13 protein-coding genes are annotated in these 19,115 nt (G+C 43.0%); 2 read left to right on the forward strand and 11 right to left on the reverse strand.

The window, feature by feature from the left end; translation table 11 throughout:
* Nucleotide 1: 1 nt before the first annotated feature.
* The 3 genes from RG47T_RS20445 to RG47T_RS20455 all read right to left on the reverse strand — a co-directional run bounded on the left by RG47T_RS20445 (nt 2) and on the right by RG47T_RS20455 (nt 5,103).
* Nucleotides 2-1,411 (reverse strand): RagB/SusD family nutrient uptake outer membrane protein, encoded by a 1,410-nt coding sequence (locus RG47T_RS20445; RefSeq protein ID WP_083627476.1) that lies wholly within the window; start codon nt 1,409-1,411, stop codon nt 2-4.
* A gap of 9 nt (nt 1,412-1,420) precedes the next feature.
* Nucleotides 1,421-4,693 carry a SusC/RagA family TonB-linked outer membrane protein gene (locus RG47T_RS20450; RefSeq protein ID WP_074491284.1) on the reverse strand — a complete coding sequence of 1,091 codons (3,273 nt, stop codon included), beginning with the start codon at nt 4,691-4,693 and terminating at the stop codon, nt 1,421-1,423.
* Between the two features lie 131 nt (nt 4,694-4,824).
* Nucleotides 4,825-5,103 (reverse strand): hypothetical protein, encoded by a 279-nt coding sequence (locus RG47T_RS20455; protein WP_074491285.1) that lies wholly within the window; start codon nt 5,101-5,103, stop codon nt 4,825-4,827.
* Nucleotides 5,104-5,407: 304 nt separating this feature from the next.
* Between RG47T_RS20455 and RG47T_RS20460 the strand changes: the two genes are divergently transcribed.
* Nucleotides 5,408-5,632, forward strand: a complete 225-nt coding sequence (locus tag RG47T_RS20460; RefSeq protein WP_074491286.1) for a helix-turn-helix domain-containing protein — start codon at nt 5,408-5,410, stop codon at nt 5,630-5,632.
* Between the two features lie 97 nt (nt 5,633-5,729).
* Here RG47T_RS20460 and RG47T_RS20465 read toward each other — a convergent pair whose 3' ends face one another.
* Entirely contained in the window at nt 5,730-5,975 is a 246-nt protein-coding gene (locus RG47T_RS20465; protein WP_074491287.1) for a hypothetical protein, read from the reverse strand.
* 119 nt (nt 5,976-6,094) lie between these two features.
* On the opposite strand from RG47T_RS20465, the gene RG47T_RS20470 reads away from it, so the two are divergent.
* Nucleotides 6,095-6,592, forward strand: a complete 498-nt coding sequence (locus RG47T_RS20470) for a helix-turn-helix domain-containing protein (protein WP_074491288.1) — start codon at nt 6,095-6,097, stop codon at nt 6,590-6,592.
* A gap of 31 nt (nt 6,593-6,623) precedes the next feature.
* Here the strand turns inward: RG47T_RS20470 and RG47T_RS20475 are convergent, their stop codons facing one another.
* The 7 genes from RG47T_RS20475 to RG47T_RS20505 form a co-directional block, all read right to left on the reverse strand.
* Nucleotides 6,624-7,238: a TetR/AcrR family transcriptional regulator gene (locus RG47T_RS20475; RefSeq protein WP_074491289.1), complete on the reverse strand. Its 615-nt coding sequence runs from the start codon at nt 7,236-7,238 to the stop codon at nt 6,624-6,626.
* Nucleotides 7,239-7,357: 119 nt separating this feature from the next.
* Nucleotides 7,358-10,153: a M16 family metallopeptidase gene (locus tag RG47T_RS20480; RefSeq protein WP_074491290.1), complete on the reverse strand. Its 2,796-nt coding sequence runs from the start codon at nt 10,151-10,153 to the stop codon at nt 7,358-7,360.
* A gap of 21 nt (nt 10,154-10,174) precedes the next feature.
* Entirely contained in the window at nt 10,175-11,353 is a 1,179-nt protein-coding gene (locus tag RG47T_RS20485) for a TlpA disulfide reductase family protein (protein WP_083627477.1), read from the reverse strand.
* Between the two features lie 33 nt (nt 11,354-11,386).
* Nucleotides 11,387-12,583, reverse strand: coding sequence for a TlpA disulfide reductase family protein (locus RG47T_RS20490; RefSeq protein ID WP_074491292.1), 1,197 nt, complete (start codon nt 12,581-12,583; stop codon nt 11,387-11,389).
* Nucleotides 12,584-12,749: 166 nt separating this feature from the next.
* Nucleotides 12,750-14,201 carry a RagB/SusD family nutrient uptake outer membrane protein gene (locus RG47T_RS20495; RefSeq protein ID WP_074491293.1) on the reverse strand — a complete coding sequence of 484 codons (1,452 nt, stop codon included), beginning with the start codon at nt 14,199-14,201 and terminating at the stop codon, nt 12,750-12,752.
* Between the two features lie 10 nt (nt 14,202-14,211).
* Nucleotides 14,212-17,604 carry a SusC/RagA family TonB-linked outer membrane protein gene (locus RG47T_RS20500; protein WP_171972575.1) on the reverse strand — a complete coding sequence of 1,131 codons (3,393 nt, stop codon included), beginning with the start codon at nt 17,602-17,604 and terminating at the stop codon, nt 14,212-14,214.
* Nucleotides 17,605-17,769: 165 nt separating this feature from the next.
* A complete protein-coding gene (locus RG47T_RS20505) occupies nt 17,770-18,957 on the reverse strand; it encodes a FecR family protein (protein WP_074491295.1) in 1,188 nt (395 codons plus the stop codon).
* Nucleotides 18,958-19,115: the final 158 nt, after the last annotated feature.

Raw genomic sequence — 19,115 nt, forward strand, 5'->3', positions numbered from 1 at the left:
ATCATCTTGGATTTTGAGTTAAATTTTCGAGTGTCAATTCATCTTGCGGTAAGGGTAGCACGTACCGTTTGTCATTAGGTTGCAGTGTATAATTAGTTCCCTGATAGGTTCTTTTTATTGTGACAGCAAATTGGGGATCTTGATTCAATCGTCGTAAGTCTTCCCATCTCATGTTTCCTGTGTATGCCAATTCCTTACGTCGTTCCAACAGAATTTTGGACAATAAGGCCTTTGGATCATTATTAGAATATGGAATATATGAGGCTGTTGTAAGGCGATTTTGTAATAAAGTATTTAAGTCTGAGGTAGCAGATTGCAAGTCACCATTCCTGATGGCACTTTCCGCACGGATCAAATAAATCTCTCCATTTGCGATACCACAAAAATTTCCGCCTTTAGCTGAAAAACTTCCTTTTGCTTTAAATAATCCGGTAGCTCCGTCCTGAACATAAAACGCAGTTTTTCTTAAGTCGCCATCAACATAGGAGTTATAGAAATCAGGTGCAACGCGACCCGTCACCGTTGAGTTTAGAAATACCACTGAAAGACCATAACAATATTCGTAAAAGATAATTTCGGGATTTCCTTTAGCAAATGACGGGAAAGGATCGGACGAAGTGATCTTCAAGGAATTAAAATTCAATAGCGTATTATCCGTCTTAAGCGCGGCATCCGCAAATGAATAGGCGTTAACATAATCACCCATCGATAAGTAGATTTTCGCCAACAAAGCGTTAGCGGCGTTGCTATTAGGTCTCGTTTTGTAAAGTGAAGTGCTGGGTAGCAATGAAACTGCAAGTTTCAAGTCGTTGGTCATTTGATCATAACATTGCTGAACCGTCCCTCGATCTACCTTTCGTGTAACGTCAGAGGTCACCCTTAATGGAATCCCTGGATCGGAACCTGCTGATGCTTTTTCATAGGGCCTACAATAGATTTGCGAAAGCTGATAAAAGCCATAAGCCCTAAAAAATAAGGCCTCGCCTTTTATTAATTTGGCGGTAAGCGATAAATTTTCGGCAGAAGAAAGCTTGTTTAATCCATCCAGTACAACATTGGCATATTCAATTTGCTGATAGTCACTTAGCCAATCCTGAGCAGATGTCCCCTGATATATATCCTTTGCCCACAAATAAGTATTCCTGTTCACTGGAGTTTCTCCGTCGAGATTTGTATCAGGAACATAAAGATTGTCAGATCCCACCAAACCGATGATCGATCCGGAGTTATTAAAAATCGTCGAATTATCTAAAACCGCCTGGAAATCCTGAAGCGTTTGTGGCGACACATCAGATTTATTATTTTTAATGTTTAACCAATCGTCCTGCTTTTTGCAAGAGAGAAGACATGTGCATAGGAAGCCGATGCAAATAATCCTATGAATATATTTTTTAAATAGTATGTATTTCATAATTGGAGTTTAAAAGTTTGCGTTAAATCCGAGCGCAATGGTAAATGGATTAGGAATCGAATGATAAATAGTATTCACAATATCAGGGTCTATTCCATATTTGTTCGCACGCCAAATAATGCCTAGATTACTTGCATAAGCAAAAACCTGTAGCTTACTGAATGGCAATTTTCTTATTGACATTTTTGTTAAATCATAAGCAAGCCTTAAATCCAACAACCGGATATTGTCAGCGTTATCAACCAAAGCACTGCTGTATTGATAAAATGTATTGCGGCTGTCGTTTGAAGGATAAACTATCGACGGAACATTGGTGATCTTTTCATCCCCCTGTTTCTGCCATCTTTGCTCATAGTCAATATTTTGGCTGTTTGATTGTAATAAAATTTCGGCCGCATTTAAGTTAGTCGACGGCCTGCGGAAAACATAGCCGAATTCAAATCCAATATTCGCTGAAAGCGTTACACCGTTGAAAGTAAAATCATTCCTTAAAGATCCATAAACAGTCGGGCGTGCAGAACCATTATACTTAAGACTGTCAGGATTGAAATTATTTATAATCGATGCATAATCTTTGCTTATCTTACCATTCAGATAACCTTGCGGGTCTCCATCAGCCGGGTCGAGTCCTGCCCATTTATAACTGTAAATTCCATATACAGCATGTCGAACAACGGGAATCCCTATTTTTGACTGAAAACTTGCATTACTAAATTGGGCATTGTAGGTATTTACTTTATCTCTTAAAGTGCTAAAAAGTAATGTAGTATTCCATTTAAAAACACCGGTGATATTTTTACTGTTCAGTGTGAGATCAATACCCGTTGTAGAAGTTGAAGCAGCATTACCGAAAAATGAAAGAAAACCAGTTGAGGTAAAGAGTGGAACATTTTCAATTAAATCGGTGCCATCCTTGATATAGTATTCAAGCGTACCCGAAATCCTATCGTTTTTTGTACCGAAATCGAGTCCAAAATTAAAATTCTTTATTTTTTCCCATCTCAGGTCGGGATTTGGTGCTGTTAGATTATAAATCGCGGTAACACCAGTAGTAGATGCAGTTGTATAGTTGCCGGTCACATAGGCAGAACCATTATAAACATTGCCGTTATAACCGAATGAGGTGCGTAAACGCATTAAGGGCAAAAAATTTACTTTATAAAAATCTTCTTTAGCCAAATTCCAAACCGCGCCAGCCGACCATAACGGTGTAACTCGGTCATTGGTTCTAACGCCAAAAATGTTTGAGCCGTCTTTTCGGCCGCTTAAAGTAAAGGTATATTTGTCGTTGTAGGTGTAAGCAAGATTAGCGAAATAAGAAATAAATCGGTTGGTTTCACCAGTTATGTTACCCAGTGGCGAAGGAATTTGATTATAGCCGTTGGGACTGGTGGCTAAATAGTCGTAAAAATCGATGTTTTCCGCTGCTGTGCCAAACTCATCGTTATATCCTAATGACTGGCGTACATAACCCGTGTTAGTCAACTGCCTTAACTCTGCACCCATTAATCCTACAATCTCATGCTTCCCACTAAAAATTTGGTTATAGTTCAACTGCCCTCTGAAATTATTTGAAATCAGTTCATTGTGGGTTAGGTTTAGAATGCCTCCCACAGGCACTTGATAAGTTGGTTGTCCACCTGGATTAGGAATTGTAAACTGGTTGATCAGGTTCCTTGCCGCATAAGTGTTCAGACTTTCAAAATTTCGATTGTCAACTGCCTGATCTTCATTTTGGTATTGCAAACTCACATTCCAGTGCTTCAAGAATTTATAAGTTGCATTAACATTAAATAGGAGATTATTTACTTTTGTATAGTCGTCAGCAAGTGCCAGCTCATCGAGTGGCCGGTAACTCCAGTCAAAATAGCCGTTATTAATCGCATTTTCAGTATAGGTGGCACGGTAATCCTTTACAACTGATGAATGATTGCCATTGGCGTCCGCAAACTGTGCATATGGATAGATACCCGAGACTGGCCCCCCAACAGAAATACCTGAGCCATAACCTAAATTATTATTGAGGGCAGTATTGTTCCGGCTGTAATTTAACCCGGTAGTAATAGAGAGGTTGTTGATTGGATTATAGGTGTTTTGAGCATTGATAGTGACACGATCAAATCCATTCCTAACCAATGGGTTCTGATTTTGATCGTAACCGACCGACATCGTATAGGCGTTTTGTTTGGTCCCACCACGTAGGCCTATAGAATATTGCTGATTTATTGTGCTACGGTAAATGTATTTTTCGTAATCTTTTCGGACATCAGCATTTCTCAATGCATTGATTTGTGTGTTAGCATAATCGTTCGATATCGTACCAGCCTGTGCCGCCGCCAATAGATCTGTAACCGGCGAAACCGGCGATTGATCATAGGTATCTGTTAACCAATTATCAAAATAACCTTTTTTGAAAAGAGCAGTTTCGAGATCGATGTAATCCTTTGACGGCAGAAAATTGCGATCATAATAAAGGTTGGGTTTATTTTGGAAGGTAACTGTACCGGTTAGCTCCACGGACAATTCTTGATTTCTGTGCCCCTTTTTTATGGTAATTACGATGACCCCGTTTCCTGACCGAGCGCCCCAAATGCTCGCTGCGGCCGCATCTTTAAGTATGCTTATACTTTCAATATCATTGGGATTTATGTTGCTGATATTGCCTTCGTAGGGAAAATTATCAAGAACGATTAGCGGATCAGTACTAACGTTGCCGGATAAGGTGCTGACACCGCGAATATTTATCCCAAGATAACGATCCGCTGATCCTGTTGCGACGGAAGTACCCGCTGTTCCATTGAATCTTAAACCACTGGCAATCCCATTTAACCGATCAAGGACATTGGTACCGGCACTACGATTTAATAATTTATTATCTACCTGGTCAAATGAACCTGATGTTCGTTCCTTACCAATCGTTTGGTAGCCTGTAGACACAACAACTTCATTCAACTCATTTTGGTTGGCTGTAAGTATTATTGAATATGGGCCATAATTCCCGTTTCCGAAGTTTATTGTTTTGGGATTATAACCAATAAAAGATATTTTGATAATTCCACTTGTATCACTTGTCTTGAATTGGAATTCGCCGGAGGAATTCGTTTGTGAAACAATTTTTTCGGCGACGAGTACTGATGCACCTAACAAAGGTTTTTTATCAGTGGAACTATATACAACTCCAGATAAAATTATGTTAGGTGGCTTGTGACTATTTGTTTGGGCCACTACCTTTGAAAAAGGGCAAAGCGCTGCCAGCCCAAGAGTGAGTATTAATTTTTTCATTGCTTAAATGATTGTTAGAGGTAAGAGAAAGAGATGAAAAAGTCGTGAATAAGCTATTGACCTCTTCACAGAAATTAATATAACTCTACTCTGGTGGAGATATAAGGAGCCTCCAGGTTAAAACCGAATTACTATCCATGGCCCGTCCCTTCCTCAACAATTAGAGTGCTGTTTTCCTGATATAATATGTATGAGGCAGCAACTAAATCCATCAATTGATCGTAAAAAAGAGCAACTTCTTTTTCCGGAACTTCTATTTTAATTTCACAATCTTTCAACAAATAACACTGGAACAATTTCCAAAACAAAAACTTGGTTCGGTCAGGGGAATTATTAGAAAAAAAGGATTCAACTACCTTCTGAAAAGGTAGTTCGGATGAGTTTTTCTTATTTATTATTGCCGCTGTCATCAACTTTTGATATTACGGCCACGCATAAAAAAGCCATAGGCGTGGACTCAACTTACCGGCATAGGGCACGTGAGAAGCCCACCAACGATAAGAGAGCCCACACCTATGGCGTGGGCATTTCACTTATCATCTCGTTGGTTTTGAAATTTCTCACGTTTCTATACCGAGACACAAGCGAATGCTTCTGTTTATCTACATGAAGTATCGCAAAGCAAATATAAATAAGTTTTTGGTATGCGGAAGAATATTACCGCAATTGTTACAATTTTTAAAGCCATTTTCAATTATTCTTTATTATTAGAAATTGAAAAGCGACTATTCAGAACTTAAAGTAAAATTCGGAGAAAAACTTAGACAGCTAAGAGAGGATAAAAAGCTATCACTTAGGGCTCTAGCTGCTAAATGTGATTTAGATGATAGTCAAATTTCAAAGATTGAAAATGCAAAATGGGACATTCAGCTGTCTACAATTTTTGAACTTGCAAAAGGTTTAGAGGTAGATGCCAAAGAATTATTGGATTTTAAATAGCGTTGCCGAAGAAAAATCATGAGGCCAATAATTACCCTTATACCACAATATCTAGTTGAACCGCAACAAACAAGGAGTATTATTATAGCTTATTAAACTAGCTATTTTGAAAAAATTCATTGAAATTATGTAGTTCGTCGCCAAGTTCATCTAACTTTTTAATCAGTTGACTTTGTTCTTCTCGATCAAGTTCGGAGATGTCCTTTTCTTTACCGATTAGTGCATTATTAAACCAACGCCAAAATTTACCTCTCTCAATTTCCGGATAATTCTTCTTATAAAAGGACTCAATAAGTTCTTTATATACTTCTATTTTAAATTGTTCTGGAAATTCGGATGACATAATTTTCTTATAAATATATAGCGAATCTTCTTAGAAACAAAGATAAACTTAATTAATTATATGTAAAAGATATTTCATTTACTACCATTATATATATAGGCATTGGCTCATTTTGATAGATGATCAAGAGAGCCAAGAACTATTCAAATAAGCATGTTACTGAAAGTTTAGGAGTACTTCTTAAAAACACCCGAATCACTCTAGGTTACTCTTTGGGAGACTTATCGGAGATGACCCAGTTTCCGAAATCAACTATAATAAACTTAGAAAACGGCCTTTCAACAAATATCCATTATTATGTTGCGTATGCCCAAGCGGTTGAATTTCCTATACTGCCTATTGACTTGGTTTTTAAACCGATTTTTGAATTATCCCCTGAAAGGAAAGAGCGGTTATTTTTGACACATAAAATAAACGAACTTGTAAAAGATCAGTTGTATTTCCAATCAAAACGTTCCGTAGGAGAGATCATAATTGAATTGCGAAAGATTTACAAAATCGAAACTTCTAGAATTCTTAGCACTAATGTATCGAGAGTGCTTTTGAATCTTGTTGAGGACGGAATTTTAGAACTTGCGGAAAAGAAGGGAAGAAATAACTTATATGTCAAAAAGTAGCTTTAATTGGATGAATAATTAATAATAATATCTAATCAGCGTGTTCGTAAGCCCACTCGATGATTTGTTGAATCGTCTTCATTATATCTGCCTGTCCTTCCATCGATTTTACATCTATACCACAGATAATTCGTCCATTATGCATAGCGTGAATGTTAGCGTAATAGATACCTCCAAGCAAAAGCACTGCAATTGATCTGAAATTTATTTGGCTTCCTGAAAATTTTAAATCAGTTAGACTCAAAATCTTTTCAGCCATCAATTCTCTGGTATTATGTATGCTACGCATCATATCACTGTCCCCTGACAACTCCCACAAAATAAGATGCTGCATTTCTAGGTCATTAGCAAAATACTGCCACTGTTTCTGCAGCACATCAATGATTAAATCTTTTCCGGAATTGTAATTCGTGCTGGCAATGTCACCATTTATTTTATCAAAAAATTTTAACCAATAATCCCTTTGAAGAATATATTGTTCGATAAGATTTTTTACATCCTTACCAAAATATTGGTAAATCAATGATCTATCTACTCCAGCCTGTTTCGCAATGCGAGCAATATATAGACCACTTTGCCCTTCGGTTTTAAAAATTTCCCCAACAGCCTTTATAATTTTTTGTTTAGTATCTTCTCTATCTTTCATGCTGTAGCTTTTCTAATTTAGGTTTGAAGTAAATTGGTTAATATAATTTCATTTGAAAAGTGTCTAGCTATTTTTACGAGGACACTTAATTAAATATTATGTGATACAAATGTTATTATTTATTTCTTCTGAGGTAGCAACTCAAAAGTGATCATATTCTTCCCGGACAGAAATACCTGTGCTGCCTGTTTTAGCGAAGCAGCATCAATTTGATTGGCATTTTTTAACAGGTCCTGTACCTGCAGCGGGTCGTCCTGGTTCTCAAATTGACTCGAAATGTAGGCAGACCAAAAGCTATTATCCTTTAGTGCCTGTTCCAGGCTTTTTTGATACTGAGCTTTGAATTTTTCGATATCATCTGCCTCTGGACCGTTTTCGCGCAGCTTCTTTATTTCGTCTTGCAACAGCGACACAAGGTGATCGACATTTCGAGGCGCACAGCCGAATTGCACGATAATTGCAAAGCGATTTTGCGGCAGTTTGTTAAATCCTTCTGAAACCTGCGGGCTGTACACTTCACTCTCCGCTTCACGCAGGTGCTGCAATATCTTGATCTGCAGGATATCAGAAAGCGCCTTCAACTGTAGATTTGCCACTGGCCCGAAGTGATAATCGCCGCTAAGCACAACCCTGACGGTCGCCTTATTTTCAAGGCCCTTAAAGACTTTTTTGTCTAAAAGACCTGTCGGAATATGCTGGCCTAAGTTGCGCGGCTGCTCATGCTGGTGCGTTGTCGGCAATGAGCCAAGGTAGCGCTCCAGCAACGGCTGGAGCTTTTCAATAGTAAAGTTGCCTACAAATACAAAAGTAAAATTAGCCGCATCCGCAAATCGCTCCCGGTAAATGTCGTAGATCCGGTCGAGAGTTATGGCTTTCAGTCGGACTTCGGTAGGCGGCGCGTAACGGGGGCTGTAATTGCTCATGACATAATTGATCGTATCGGCAAAAACCTGGTTTGGGTTGTTGTAGCGGGTAGCCAGTTCCGCTATAGCTTTGTCCATGGTGTTTTTGAACATCAGCGTATCCTTACGCGGTGCAGTAAATTGCAGGTAGGTTAACTGCAAGGCGGTTTCGATATCCTGCGGTGTGGTGCTGGCATTGATGTTCTCAGACCGCACGCCGATGCTGGCAGAGGAACGCGCCACTTTGCCTGTAAGCACCTGGCTTAACTGTACCGAATTGAATGAGCCCAACCCCATAAGCGACATCAGACTGCCGGCATTGGAGGCTGCATCGAAATTGGTCCCGTCATACAGCGATGTGCCTCCGGGGCTGAAGGCGCTGTAAATAATCTGGTCATTTTTAAAGTCTGTCGGCTTCAATAATACCCTCAATCCGTTGCTGAGAGTAAGCTTGGTAACACCGATCTGTGGGATTTCCTCACGGCTGACTACTTTACCCGGCTTAGGAAAATCTGACAGCAGGGGTTTAACGACTTGCTCCTCTCGATAAGATTCGATCTTTTCCTCACCGATGGCATTCATCCAACCGCTTACTATAGCGGAATCTGGCAGGCCGCCTTTGTCTTTTTCAGGCGCGGTCACGATGATGTCCACATCCTTCGATTGCAGGTAGCTGTTCATCAGGGCCGTAATATCTGCCAGGCTGATGCCTTTGATATGGTCCTGCGTGAACTGATATTCCCAGGTTATACCGGGAGAAGCTTCACCATGCAGGAACAGATTCTGGTATTCCTTTACAAAATTGACAGATGGGGTTTTACCTTGTTCGCTGACAGCATTCTGCAGGCCGCGGAGGTAATTTTGCTTTGCCCTGTTCAGTTCCTTCTCGGTAAAACCATAACGTTTAATACCCTCCAGTACGCGCCAGGCTTGCGCAAAACCCTGCTGCAACTGCCCTTGTTTTACGTTCACCGTGAAGCTGAACATATCGAGGTTGTTCAGCAAACCACCGATGCCCATACTAACGCCGGTAAACGCGGGGTTCGGCAGGCGCGCCAATTGTGCGTTGCGGCGCGTGTCGATCAGGTTATTTAACAGATTACTTTTGATAGAATTCAGATAATCCTGTTCTGTCTTCAATGCGGGTGCCTCATGTTTCATGATCACATCAAGACTGACATCAGGTTGTTCCTTATCGGTTACAGCAAGGAACTGGATTTTACCGGTAAGCGGTATGGTATATGGTGTTCTAGGTCGCTCATTCGCCGGATTCTTTAAATCGGCGAATTTGGCTTTGACCAGTTTTTCAGCTTCATTTACATCGATATCGCCCACAATAATCAGCGCTTGCAGGTCCGGACGGTACCAGTCATGGTGAAATCGTTTGATGACCGCCGGTTTAAACCCGGTGAGCACTGCATCAAGTCCGATAGGCAGACGGTCTGCATAGCGGGCGTGATTCAGCAGAACCGGAAAGGTCTGACGGGTTATCCGGTCCCTGGCACCTTTACCGAGTCGCTCTTCTTCAAGCACTACACCGCGTTCTTTATCAATCTCTGGCGGATCAAGGGTTGCTTCCTGCGCCCAGTCGCGCATGATGTTGAGCCCCGTGCCAAACATAGCCGGATCATCGGTCGGGATAGGCAGCTGATACACGGTTTCGTCAAAGCTGGTAAAAGCGTTAAGGTCGGCTCCGAAACGTACACCAGCCTTCTGCAGGTAATCGATCAGCTCATTTTTAGGATAATGTTTTGTGCCGTTAAAGTTCATGTGTTCCATGAAGTGTGCCAGTCCACGCTGGTCCTCGTCCTCCAAAATAGAGCCTGCCTTATTGACAAGGTATAATCCCACTCTTTTATTTGGCTGCTCGTTATGCCGGATATAGTAGGTAAATCCATTGGCTAGTTTGCCGGTGCGTACAGCCGGGTCGGCAGGGATAGTCTGTGCCTGCGCGGATAAAAAGCTACACAGGACGATGCTGGTAATAGCTGTTTTCTTCAATAATTTGATCATTAATTTTTGTTTTCCGGTAGATTATTTGTTTAATAGAGATGCCAGTTTTTTCTGCAGGTCTTCACCGCGCAGGTTTTTAGCAATAATGGTCCCATCAGGGGCTATCAGATAATTTTGCGGGATGGATATGACATGATATAGTTTTGCAGCAGCGTTGTTCATACCATTCAGATCTGCCAGTTCCGTACAAGGCAAGCCATCGCTTTTTATGGCCTCCAGCCATGCGTTTTTTTGCCCTCCGGCATCTAACGAAACGCCCAGTACTTCAAATCCTTTATCTTTATAATTGTTGTAAGCCCTAATCAAATTGGGGTTTTCAGCTCTGCAGGGCCCGCACCAACTAGCCCAGAAATCAAGCAACACATATTTTCCCTTGTGGGATGATAAACTTACCGGCTTGCCCTCCGTATCGTTCATCGTAAAATCTATGGCTTTACTGCCAAGCGGGATCATTGCGTCATTGGCTGTTACCCGCGCATCAAATTCGGCAGCGGCTTTATCGAATTTCGCAACTATTTTTGCAATGGCCAGTTTATAAACTTTTGGTGCAGTTACCGGGAGACTGTGTTGTAATAAATCCACCAGTACGGTTTTCATGACCGTCGCCTCGCTCAGTTGGGACCAGGTGAGGTAGGGTGTTAGTACTGAGCCTGGGTGGTCCAGCGGATAGTACATGATCTCGTCAACAACCCGGGTATACATGGCTATTAAAGCTGATTGGGTTTTCTCATGAAATACCTGGTCTGTTTTGTACCGCTCACCCGCTTGCGCCTTTTTCAAAACCGCTATGGAATCCCTGGCGTCCCGGCCCATCGCCTCATACTCCCGCTGCGCCACGGCAGCAGAGCCGCTTACTTTTATGTTTTGCAAGCTTTCGCTTGCGGACACCTGCAATTCGCCCTTTTGAAGCATAATGCCTGCGGCGTTTTTGCCTAACGTAGTATGATTCTTATCGGTGGTGAGTATGCCCATGGATACGACGTTACCGGTACTGCCGGTCAGCGTAAATTTTCCAGCTGTCACCAACGCGCTGTCGGGTGTTAAATTTAATATCGGGATGTAGACCAGGTATATTTTGGCAGGCATATCCTTCATATTGGTCAATATGCCGTTGATCACCACATCCCTGGTTTGCCCAAATGATGTGTAAGCAATGGCGCTTAGCAGCGCTATGCCTGCTATCATTTTGTGAAATCTCATAGATTACAATTTGCTCGTTAAATCTTTTTCAGATCATTTGCCGAATAGAGACGCCAGCTTCTTAGCCAGGTCGTCGCCACGCAAATTTTTAGCGATAATTACGCCATTAGGATCCAGCAGAAAATTTTGGGGGATAGACTTTACATCATAAGTTTTTGCCGCAGCATTCGCCCACCCCTTCAAGTCGGAGACCTGGGTCCAGGCCAGGGCATCAGTTGCAATGGCTTTAATCCAGGCAGCCCTGGATGATTCTGCATCGAGTGATACGCCGAAAACGGTAAAGCCTTTACCCTGATATTGTTTGAAAAGCTTAACCACATTCGGGTTCTCTGCACGGCATGGTGCACACCAGCTGGCCCAGAAATCAACCAATACATATTTGCCTTTTAATGATGCCAGGCTGACCGGCTTGCCCGCCGGATCGTTTTGCGTAATATCTGCAGCCTGACTTCCCAGCGGCACTTTACTTTGGCCGTCCAGCGTTTTGGCCTGTGCCGCTTTGATGGCAGAATCTATGGTGACTTTAGTTTTATTATTTAGCCTGACAATTTCCAGTCCCAGTTTATCAGCCTTTACCTTTTCCGGAAGCAGGCTGATCAGGGTGTCCTTTCCTTCCTGTTTAATCAAGGGTAAGGCAACCAGGATATAGGTTCCATAAGGACTAATCCTGTTTTGCGGATTTACCTTAATGTACTTATACATGTTAACTATACCGGTTATACTGTTGCTGAAGGCCTGCCCGTTTATTTTTTTCTGCAATGCCTTGTCCGCTTTGTAAGCTTCTGTGATTTTTACCATTTTAATGGAATCGGCAGTTTTTTTTGTACTGCCCTTCATGTCATCGTACTGATGGTTGGCCAGGGAGCCGCTGCCGGTAACCTTGAGGTTATCGAGCGTGCCGTCGGAAGTTATGGCCAGCTCACCCTTATCTAAGACTACCGTAATTTTATCTTCGGCCATAACATTATGGCCTGATGTAATGAAGACCATAACAGGCTCATCTACGGTAAGCTGGCCGCTGAAATGATACGCGCCGTTTTTTACCTCGGCACTATCGGTCGGCTTGGAAAGTAACCCCATGGGAATCGCCTCCTTCAAATATACTTTTGAAGGCATCGGCGATATATTTTGCAATTTTCCCTTAATTGTAAACTGCAAAGTTTGTGCATGCACAGTCGCAGCTAAGAATAATCCTAATGCAGTAGTACCAAATAATTTACTCGTCTTCATATTGATTTTTGGACTTAATGTTTATAGGTGATAAAAAGTATGGCAGGCTGATCATCTGCCGAAAAAATGGCAGACGTGATTTTTTTTTTAATCAACTACCAATGATCATCAGAAACATATGACCGGCGCTCGCGCCGGTCATATGTTCTAAGGCATATTTTATTTTTTAATACCCTGGATTTTGTGTGAGGTGAGAATCCGCTTGAATTTCAGTTAATGGTAGGGGTATTAATGCTTTATAAGAGCTCCAGGTTCCGCCCTTCAATGGGGCCGCAACGCCCATAACCGCGTCAAGCTGGCCGGTTCTTTTCAGGTCGAACCAACGGTGCCCAAATTCCGTGAATAATTCTATTCTTCGTTCATTATAAATAGCATTTAACAGATCGCTTTGTGTCGTGGCTGTAGTATTACCCAGCCCCGCCCTGGTACGAATGGCATTCAGATCACTCTGTGCTCCGATGTTGTTGTTTTGCTGCGCGCGGGACTCGGCGCGGATGAGGTATTGTTCTGCCAGCCTGAACATGATCGGGTATTCAGTGATCAGCGATACGCTGGCAACGGAGTTTTGTTTGTATTTAGCCGCGTAATAGTAAGTGTTCGCTCCTGACGAAATTTTACCTACCCAATTGGAAAACCGGTTATCACCGCCTTCAAATGCGCCGAGCAGGCTATTGCTTAACGCATAGTCATTTGCTACACTGGTCGGTGCCGCAACCATCAACAGCACATTGACATCCGCATTGCCATAATTAACAGAAATTGATTGCAATTGCCAGATGGCCTCACGCGATGCCTTAAGGAAAACGTTGGTTAAAACAGGTTCCAATACATAGCTTGAGGCATTGATTATATTGGATGCCTGGGCCTCCGCATTTTTCCAATCCTTTGTATATAGATACACCCGCGACAGCAGCGCGTTTACAGCCTGCTTATTCGGTAAAATCCGGCTTGTGGTCGTAAGACCGGCCAGGGTTACGTAGGAATTGTCAGGTAACAGGCTTTGAGCATCGATCAGGTCCTTGATCACCTGCTGAATCACTGTCGCGGCAGGTGCGCGGCTCGCGATACTGTTTACGGCCGGATCTGTGCCAAGTATCAGCGGAACATCTCCGTATAGATTCACCGCGTTAAAATAGATAAAGGCCCTGATGAATTTTACCTCTCCCATTAGTTGTGCTTGTACAGCAGGCGTTAATGAAGCCGCTGAGGCTGAAGACAATCCTTGAATAACCGAATTACAGATAAATATCTCTGAATAAATTTCCGGCCAGTAGTAATTATTATTATTCAGGGTAGTAAGTGAATTGGCATAAAACAAATTCGGGGGCGAACTGGCGGGCGCAGCATAAAAAGTAAATTCATCGGCCGCCAGCCCCTGCAGGATCGAAATGCTTCCCGTTCCGTTATACATATGGCCTGATGAAGCCAGGCTTGACAAAAGGCCGCTTACTGCAGCTTCAGCAGTGCCGTCGGAGGTGTATACATTGGCTGTATTGATCAAGGTGGTTGGCGCGCCAATATCTATTGCTTTTTTACAGCCTGAAATCCCTGCTACCATTATCAGCCCTGCCAGGCAGATCAATATTTTTACGGTTTTTATATCGTTATATCGTTTCATTGTGTTTTTATTAAAGGGTTAATCTTAAACCGGCGGTAATAACTCTTAACGGCGGTAGTGAAAAAACGCTTTGCGTTTCCGGGTCAAGGCCTTTGTAACCTGTGATGGTTAACAGGTTATCGCCTTGTAAAAATATACGCGCGCTATGCATGCCCAATTTTTCCGAAATCGTTTGTGGTAGCGAATAGCTGAGCGCGAGATTTTGTAAGCGGATATAAGAAGCATCTCCGTAAGCAAAATTGCTTTGTGTCAGATCTCCCTGGTATAAAATTAAGAGGAAGTTGGTTCCGTACCGCTGAACATTGGTAATATCGCCGGGCTTTTGCCAGCGGTTCAACGCAATCGGAAGCGTATTGCTCGGACTATAGCCGGGAGGACTTGTAAGGTTACCATATTCATTCAAACCTCTTTGCTTGACAAACCTAAACAAAAAGCTAAGCGTGAATTGCTTATAGTTAATGTTGTTTTGTACCGAACCATAAAAATCCGGATTGGTGTTGACCAGTTGGGTTTTGTCGGCTATTGGATTTGGAAGAGATGCAAAACTGCCGTTAGCAGCTATAACCCGGTAGGTACCGGTTTGAGGGTCTACCCCTCCAAATTGATAGGCTTTAATAATATTAACCGGCTGCCCGATAACATAGGTGTTGGCATAGGGCGAAGATGTGAGACCCGGAAACTTGGTTAGTTTGTTGCGATCACTGGTAAAAATAACGGTTGTTGTCCAGGTGATGTCTTTACTGGCGATATTGTGTGTGGTAAGTGTTGCATCAAAGCCTTGGTTTTGAACGGTTGCCGGGAGATTTTCAGCGATTGAATTGAAGCCGGTAATTACCGGAAGCGTTGCCCCGGTTAACAGGCCCGTGGTGCGATTACGGTAAAAGTTGGTTTCAAACGAAATGCGGCCTTGCAGGAATTGAAGTTCCAGGCCTAATTCCGCTTTGGTGGTGGTTTCCCAGGACAGGTTGGGATTCGGTAAGCGGGTCGGTGTGAGGCCTGAAACACCGCCGTATACTGCTGAACTTGATGAAGAACCGAGACTGCTGTAGGTGCTTAAATAAGAATAAGGGGAAATATTATCGCGGCCGGTAGTTCCGTAGCTGCCGCGTAATTTACCAAAACTTAAAAATGATACATTGTTTTTGATCAAACCTTCTTCAGAAAATATCCAGCCCGCACCTACGGCTGAGAACAAATGGTATTGCCTGTTTTGGCCAAAATTACTCGAGCCATCATCACGACCGCTTAGGTCGATATAATATTTATCCGCCCAGTTATAGTTGATACGGCCAAATGTTGCAGCGAGTTTGTTTGGATAAATGGCATAAGGAAATGCCGAGTTAATACTGGTGCCTCCGGTAATGCTGCTTAATAACAGGTCTGTAGAATATCCTGAGGCCGATAAAGCTACATTGGAATAGCTTTCATCCTGTAAACTGCCGCCTAAGGTAGCTGAAAGCTTACCACGGCCAATTTTTTTATTATAATTAACTTGTGGCTCAATACTCCAGGCATAAGAGTTATCATAAGTGAAGGTGCTTGTGGGTATGCTAAGGGCATATGGCGGTGTAATAGTAGAAGGTGAGCCCAAAAACTCGTTCAGGTTTTGCTTATTATAGCCTGTTGATAGTTTTATCTCCAGCTCAGGAATAGGCCTGTAGCTCAAAACAAGGGTTGAGGTCAGGTTGGTTCGCGGTGAGTTGTTAATGTAATTGCGCGCTAACAGTGGGTTCGCAAACGTATTGTTCTGAAAATTAAGCGCGCCGGTCGAGGTATACAATGCCGGGGCATCCGGCGGCAGGGTTCGCGCCGTGTACGTATAGTCAGTTTGGCCCATGGTGTTGATATCATACATATATCCGCCAATAAATGAGGCCGTAAACTTCTTATTGCTCGTACTGCTGTTCAGGCTTACCGTTAAATTTGCGCTTTGGTCGTTACCGGATACCGGTTGAAGGCTGGTTAAGTAATTGTAACCGCCGCTGATCCGGTACTGCATCAGGTCGCTGCCGCCGGAGATGCCTAACTGTGCATTCGTAGTATGCCCAAAACCGCCAATCAGTTTTTTTTGCCAATTGGTACTGCGGGTGGTATCCCAAACGCCGTTTATGTCAACATCACCGATAGGGTTGATAGCTGTATTGTCATTAGTGTGGGCCTCTCTACGCATTCGCAGGTATTGCTGCAAATTAAGTAAGGGCACCTCTTTAGCGACATCGTTTACACCGGTGTAAAAGCTTGCGTCTATGGTGGCTGAGCCTGCTTTGCCTTTCTTAGTAGTGATCAGGATAACACCATCGGCACCTCTTGATCCGTAGATAGCTGTTGCATCAGCATCCTTTAATACGCTGATACTTTCAATGTCGTTAGGATTGATAAGGCTCAAGGCATCGTAAGCCCTGTTTCCTGTACCGTTGGCGCTGCGGACGCCGGAGGTAGTATTAAGGCTTTCTACACTTCCCCCGATGAATGGGACCCCGTCAATTACATATAACGGTACTGTCCCCGGATCATTTTGACCCGGTAAACCGTTTAGGCCTGGCAGGCCATTAAGGCCGCGTATCGTTACTTTGTAGGTACTGGTTACGTTACCCGTATTTTTGGCCACGAGCATTCCCGGAACCGTCCCTTGTAACACATCAAGCACATTTGTGGTAGGGTATTGCGCTATAGTTTTTGCATCCACGGTGGTTACGTCGCCGGTGTTGGCACGTTTGGTCGTCGTGCCGTACGCTATAACCTGCACCTCATCCAGTTTGCTGATATCTTCCTTCAACGTGATATACGCCGGATTTTTTAGCTGATCGGCCGGGATCTCCTGGGTTATAAAACCAATGAATGAAAACTGTACAATGGCATCCGGGATGGTGACAGCCACAACGAATAAGCCTTTTTGGTTAGTAATAACGCCAATATTAGTGCCCTTTATCTTGACATTTACGCCCATCAGCGGATTCCCGCGCTCATCCGTTATTTTTCCTGAAAGGACGGTTGCCGGCAGTTCCGGTTTAAGTAGTGCTTTGGTGGTTTCAGCAAGCGGTTTTTCTTTTTCCTTGATAACAACATTTTTATCCTGTATGGTAAATCCGAAGGGTTGGCCTGCGAATAGCTGTTGAAGTACATCGTTAAGGTCTGCGTTCGTAACGTTAAGGCTCACGGGTTTGGTGTCGTTGAGCGTACTGTTGCTGTAGAAAAAGTTATAGCCGGTTTGGTCGCTGATCTGGTCAAGGACATTACTCAGCGGACTGTTCCTGACCTTCAGGCTCACCTTCTGGGCATAGGTCATCGCACTGACCTGCATAATTGCGAATAATAATAGCAGCGTTGTGAGTTTCATCACCATTAAGAGTTTTTTTGTGCGGCCGCGGGGCTGCACAAAGGGGTCAAAGTAAATTTTGTACATTTGCTTAGTCTGGGTTGAGCAGCATGCCTTTAGGTTGTCGAGACGGTGGGCACCTGCGGTTCTTAAATAGTTATCATTAATTGTTTGGACGGTCCTGATTGGGGTCATTCCGGCTAATACCGGGGTGGCCTTTTTGTTTGCAGCAACCGGAGGCTAAGTATCGGGTTATTGAATAACGGTGACCCTCCTTCCTTCGATTTTAAAGTGTACGTGGTTGGTAAGTTCCATCATATGCAATACGGCACTGATCGGGCTTTTTCTTGAAATACGCCCGCTGAACTTATCTTTCGGAGGAGTACCCTGGTAACGTACCTCGATATTATACCAGCGGGCAAGCTGGCGCATGATGGTCTGAATATCGTCGTTCTGAAAACGGAAATTGCCATCCTTCCAGGCGGTAATCCTGGTGGCATTAACCGGCTGTACCTGGAATTGGTCAGCTCCTAACTGCGCCTGTTCGCCGGGTTTTAACTTGATACTGCTGCTTATATCCTTACCCGGGCTATACGCCTGAATGCGTACTTCCCCATCAACCAGGGTGGTTTTTACCACAGGCTCATCCGTATAACTATTGATATCGAAGCGGGTGCCTAAATCTTCTACGGTCTGGGTTTCGGTTTTCACGCGAAATGGCTGGCTTTCATTATGAGTTACCTCGAAATAAGCCTCACCGGTGATATTTACCAGGCGCTCCTTGCCGTTAAAGGCCACCGGGAACGTAATGGAGGAAGCGGCGTTCAGCCAAACTTTAGTACCATCTGCCAGGACCAACGGATAGGGTGACTGCTCCCCGATCGCTGTGCTCAGCGTGTTATAAACTACCTGACCCGCTGATGGAACATTCGTTTGATAAACAATGTTGTTTTGGCTGGCATTAATAATAGTCTGGTTTTGTTTGGCCAGTTGTCCGATTAATCCCTTGGTCAGAACGATCTTTTGACCATTCGCCAGCGTAAGTGTTGCCTGGTTATGACCGGGCGCAATATCGTTTCTGTCTAATTTTGCAACTTGCTGTTCGGATGTCTGTTTATGTAAGATAAAATAAGCACCGAAGGAAAATCCCACGATGATAGCTGCTGCGGCGGCGATACGGGGCCACAAGCGGATCACTTTTGCTGGTGTAGCCGTTGTTTCCGTTTCTTTGAAAATATACTGGAGTACACGCGCCTTTGCAGGATCACTGAGTTCTGCCGGCTCCTCCTGAAGTTCATAGGCCACTGAGATCAGTTGCTGTATCAGTTCAGCATAGGCCGGGTCTTCTACATAATCAAGGAATTCCTGCTTTTCGTCGTCAGTTGCCATCAGATCCAGGTATTTTTGAAAAAGTGCAGTTACCTTTTGGTCGTCATTCATTTTTTTATCAAAATTAGCATTAAGTTAAGTTTAACTTAATCTTGGTTTCTAATAATGACACACAACTGAGAGGTGGGGGTAGTCAGATTTTACATTATTTTTATTTTAAATATAAATTTCTCTTTTAAAACCATTTTTTCTTAGTTAAATCAAAATTA

The organism is Mucilaginibacter polytrichastri (genome assembly GCF_001911425.1).
Lineage (GTDB): Bacteria > Bacteroidota > Bacteroidia > Sphingobacteriales > Sphingobacteriaceae > Mucilaginibacter > Mucilaginibacter polytrichastri.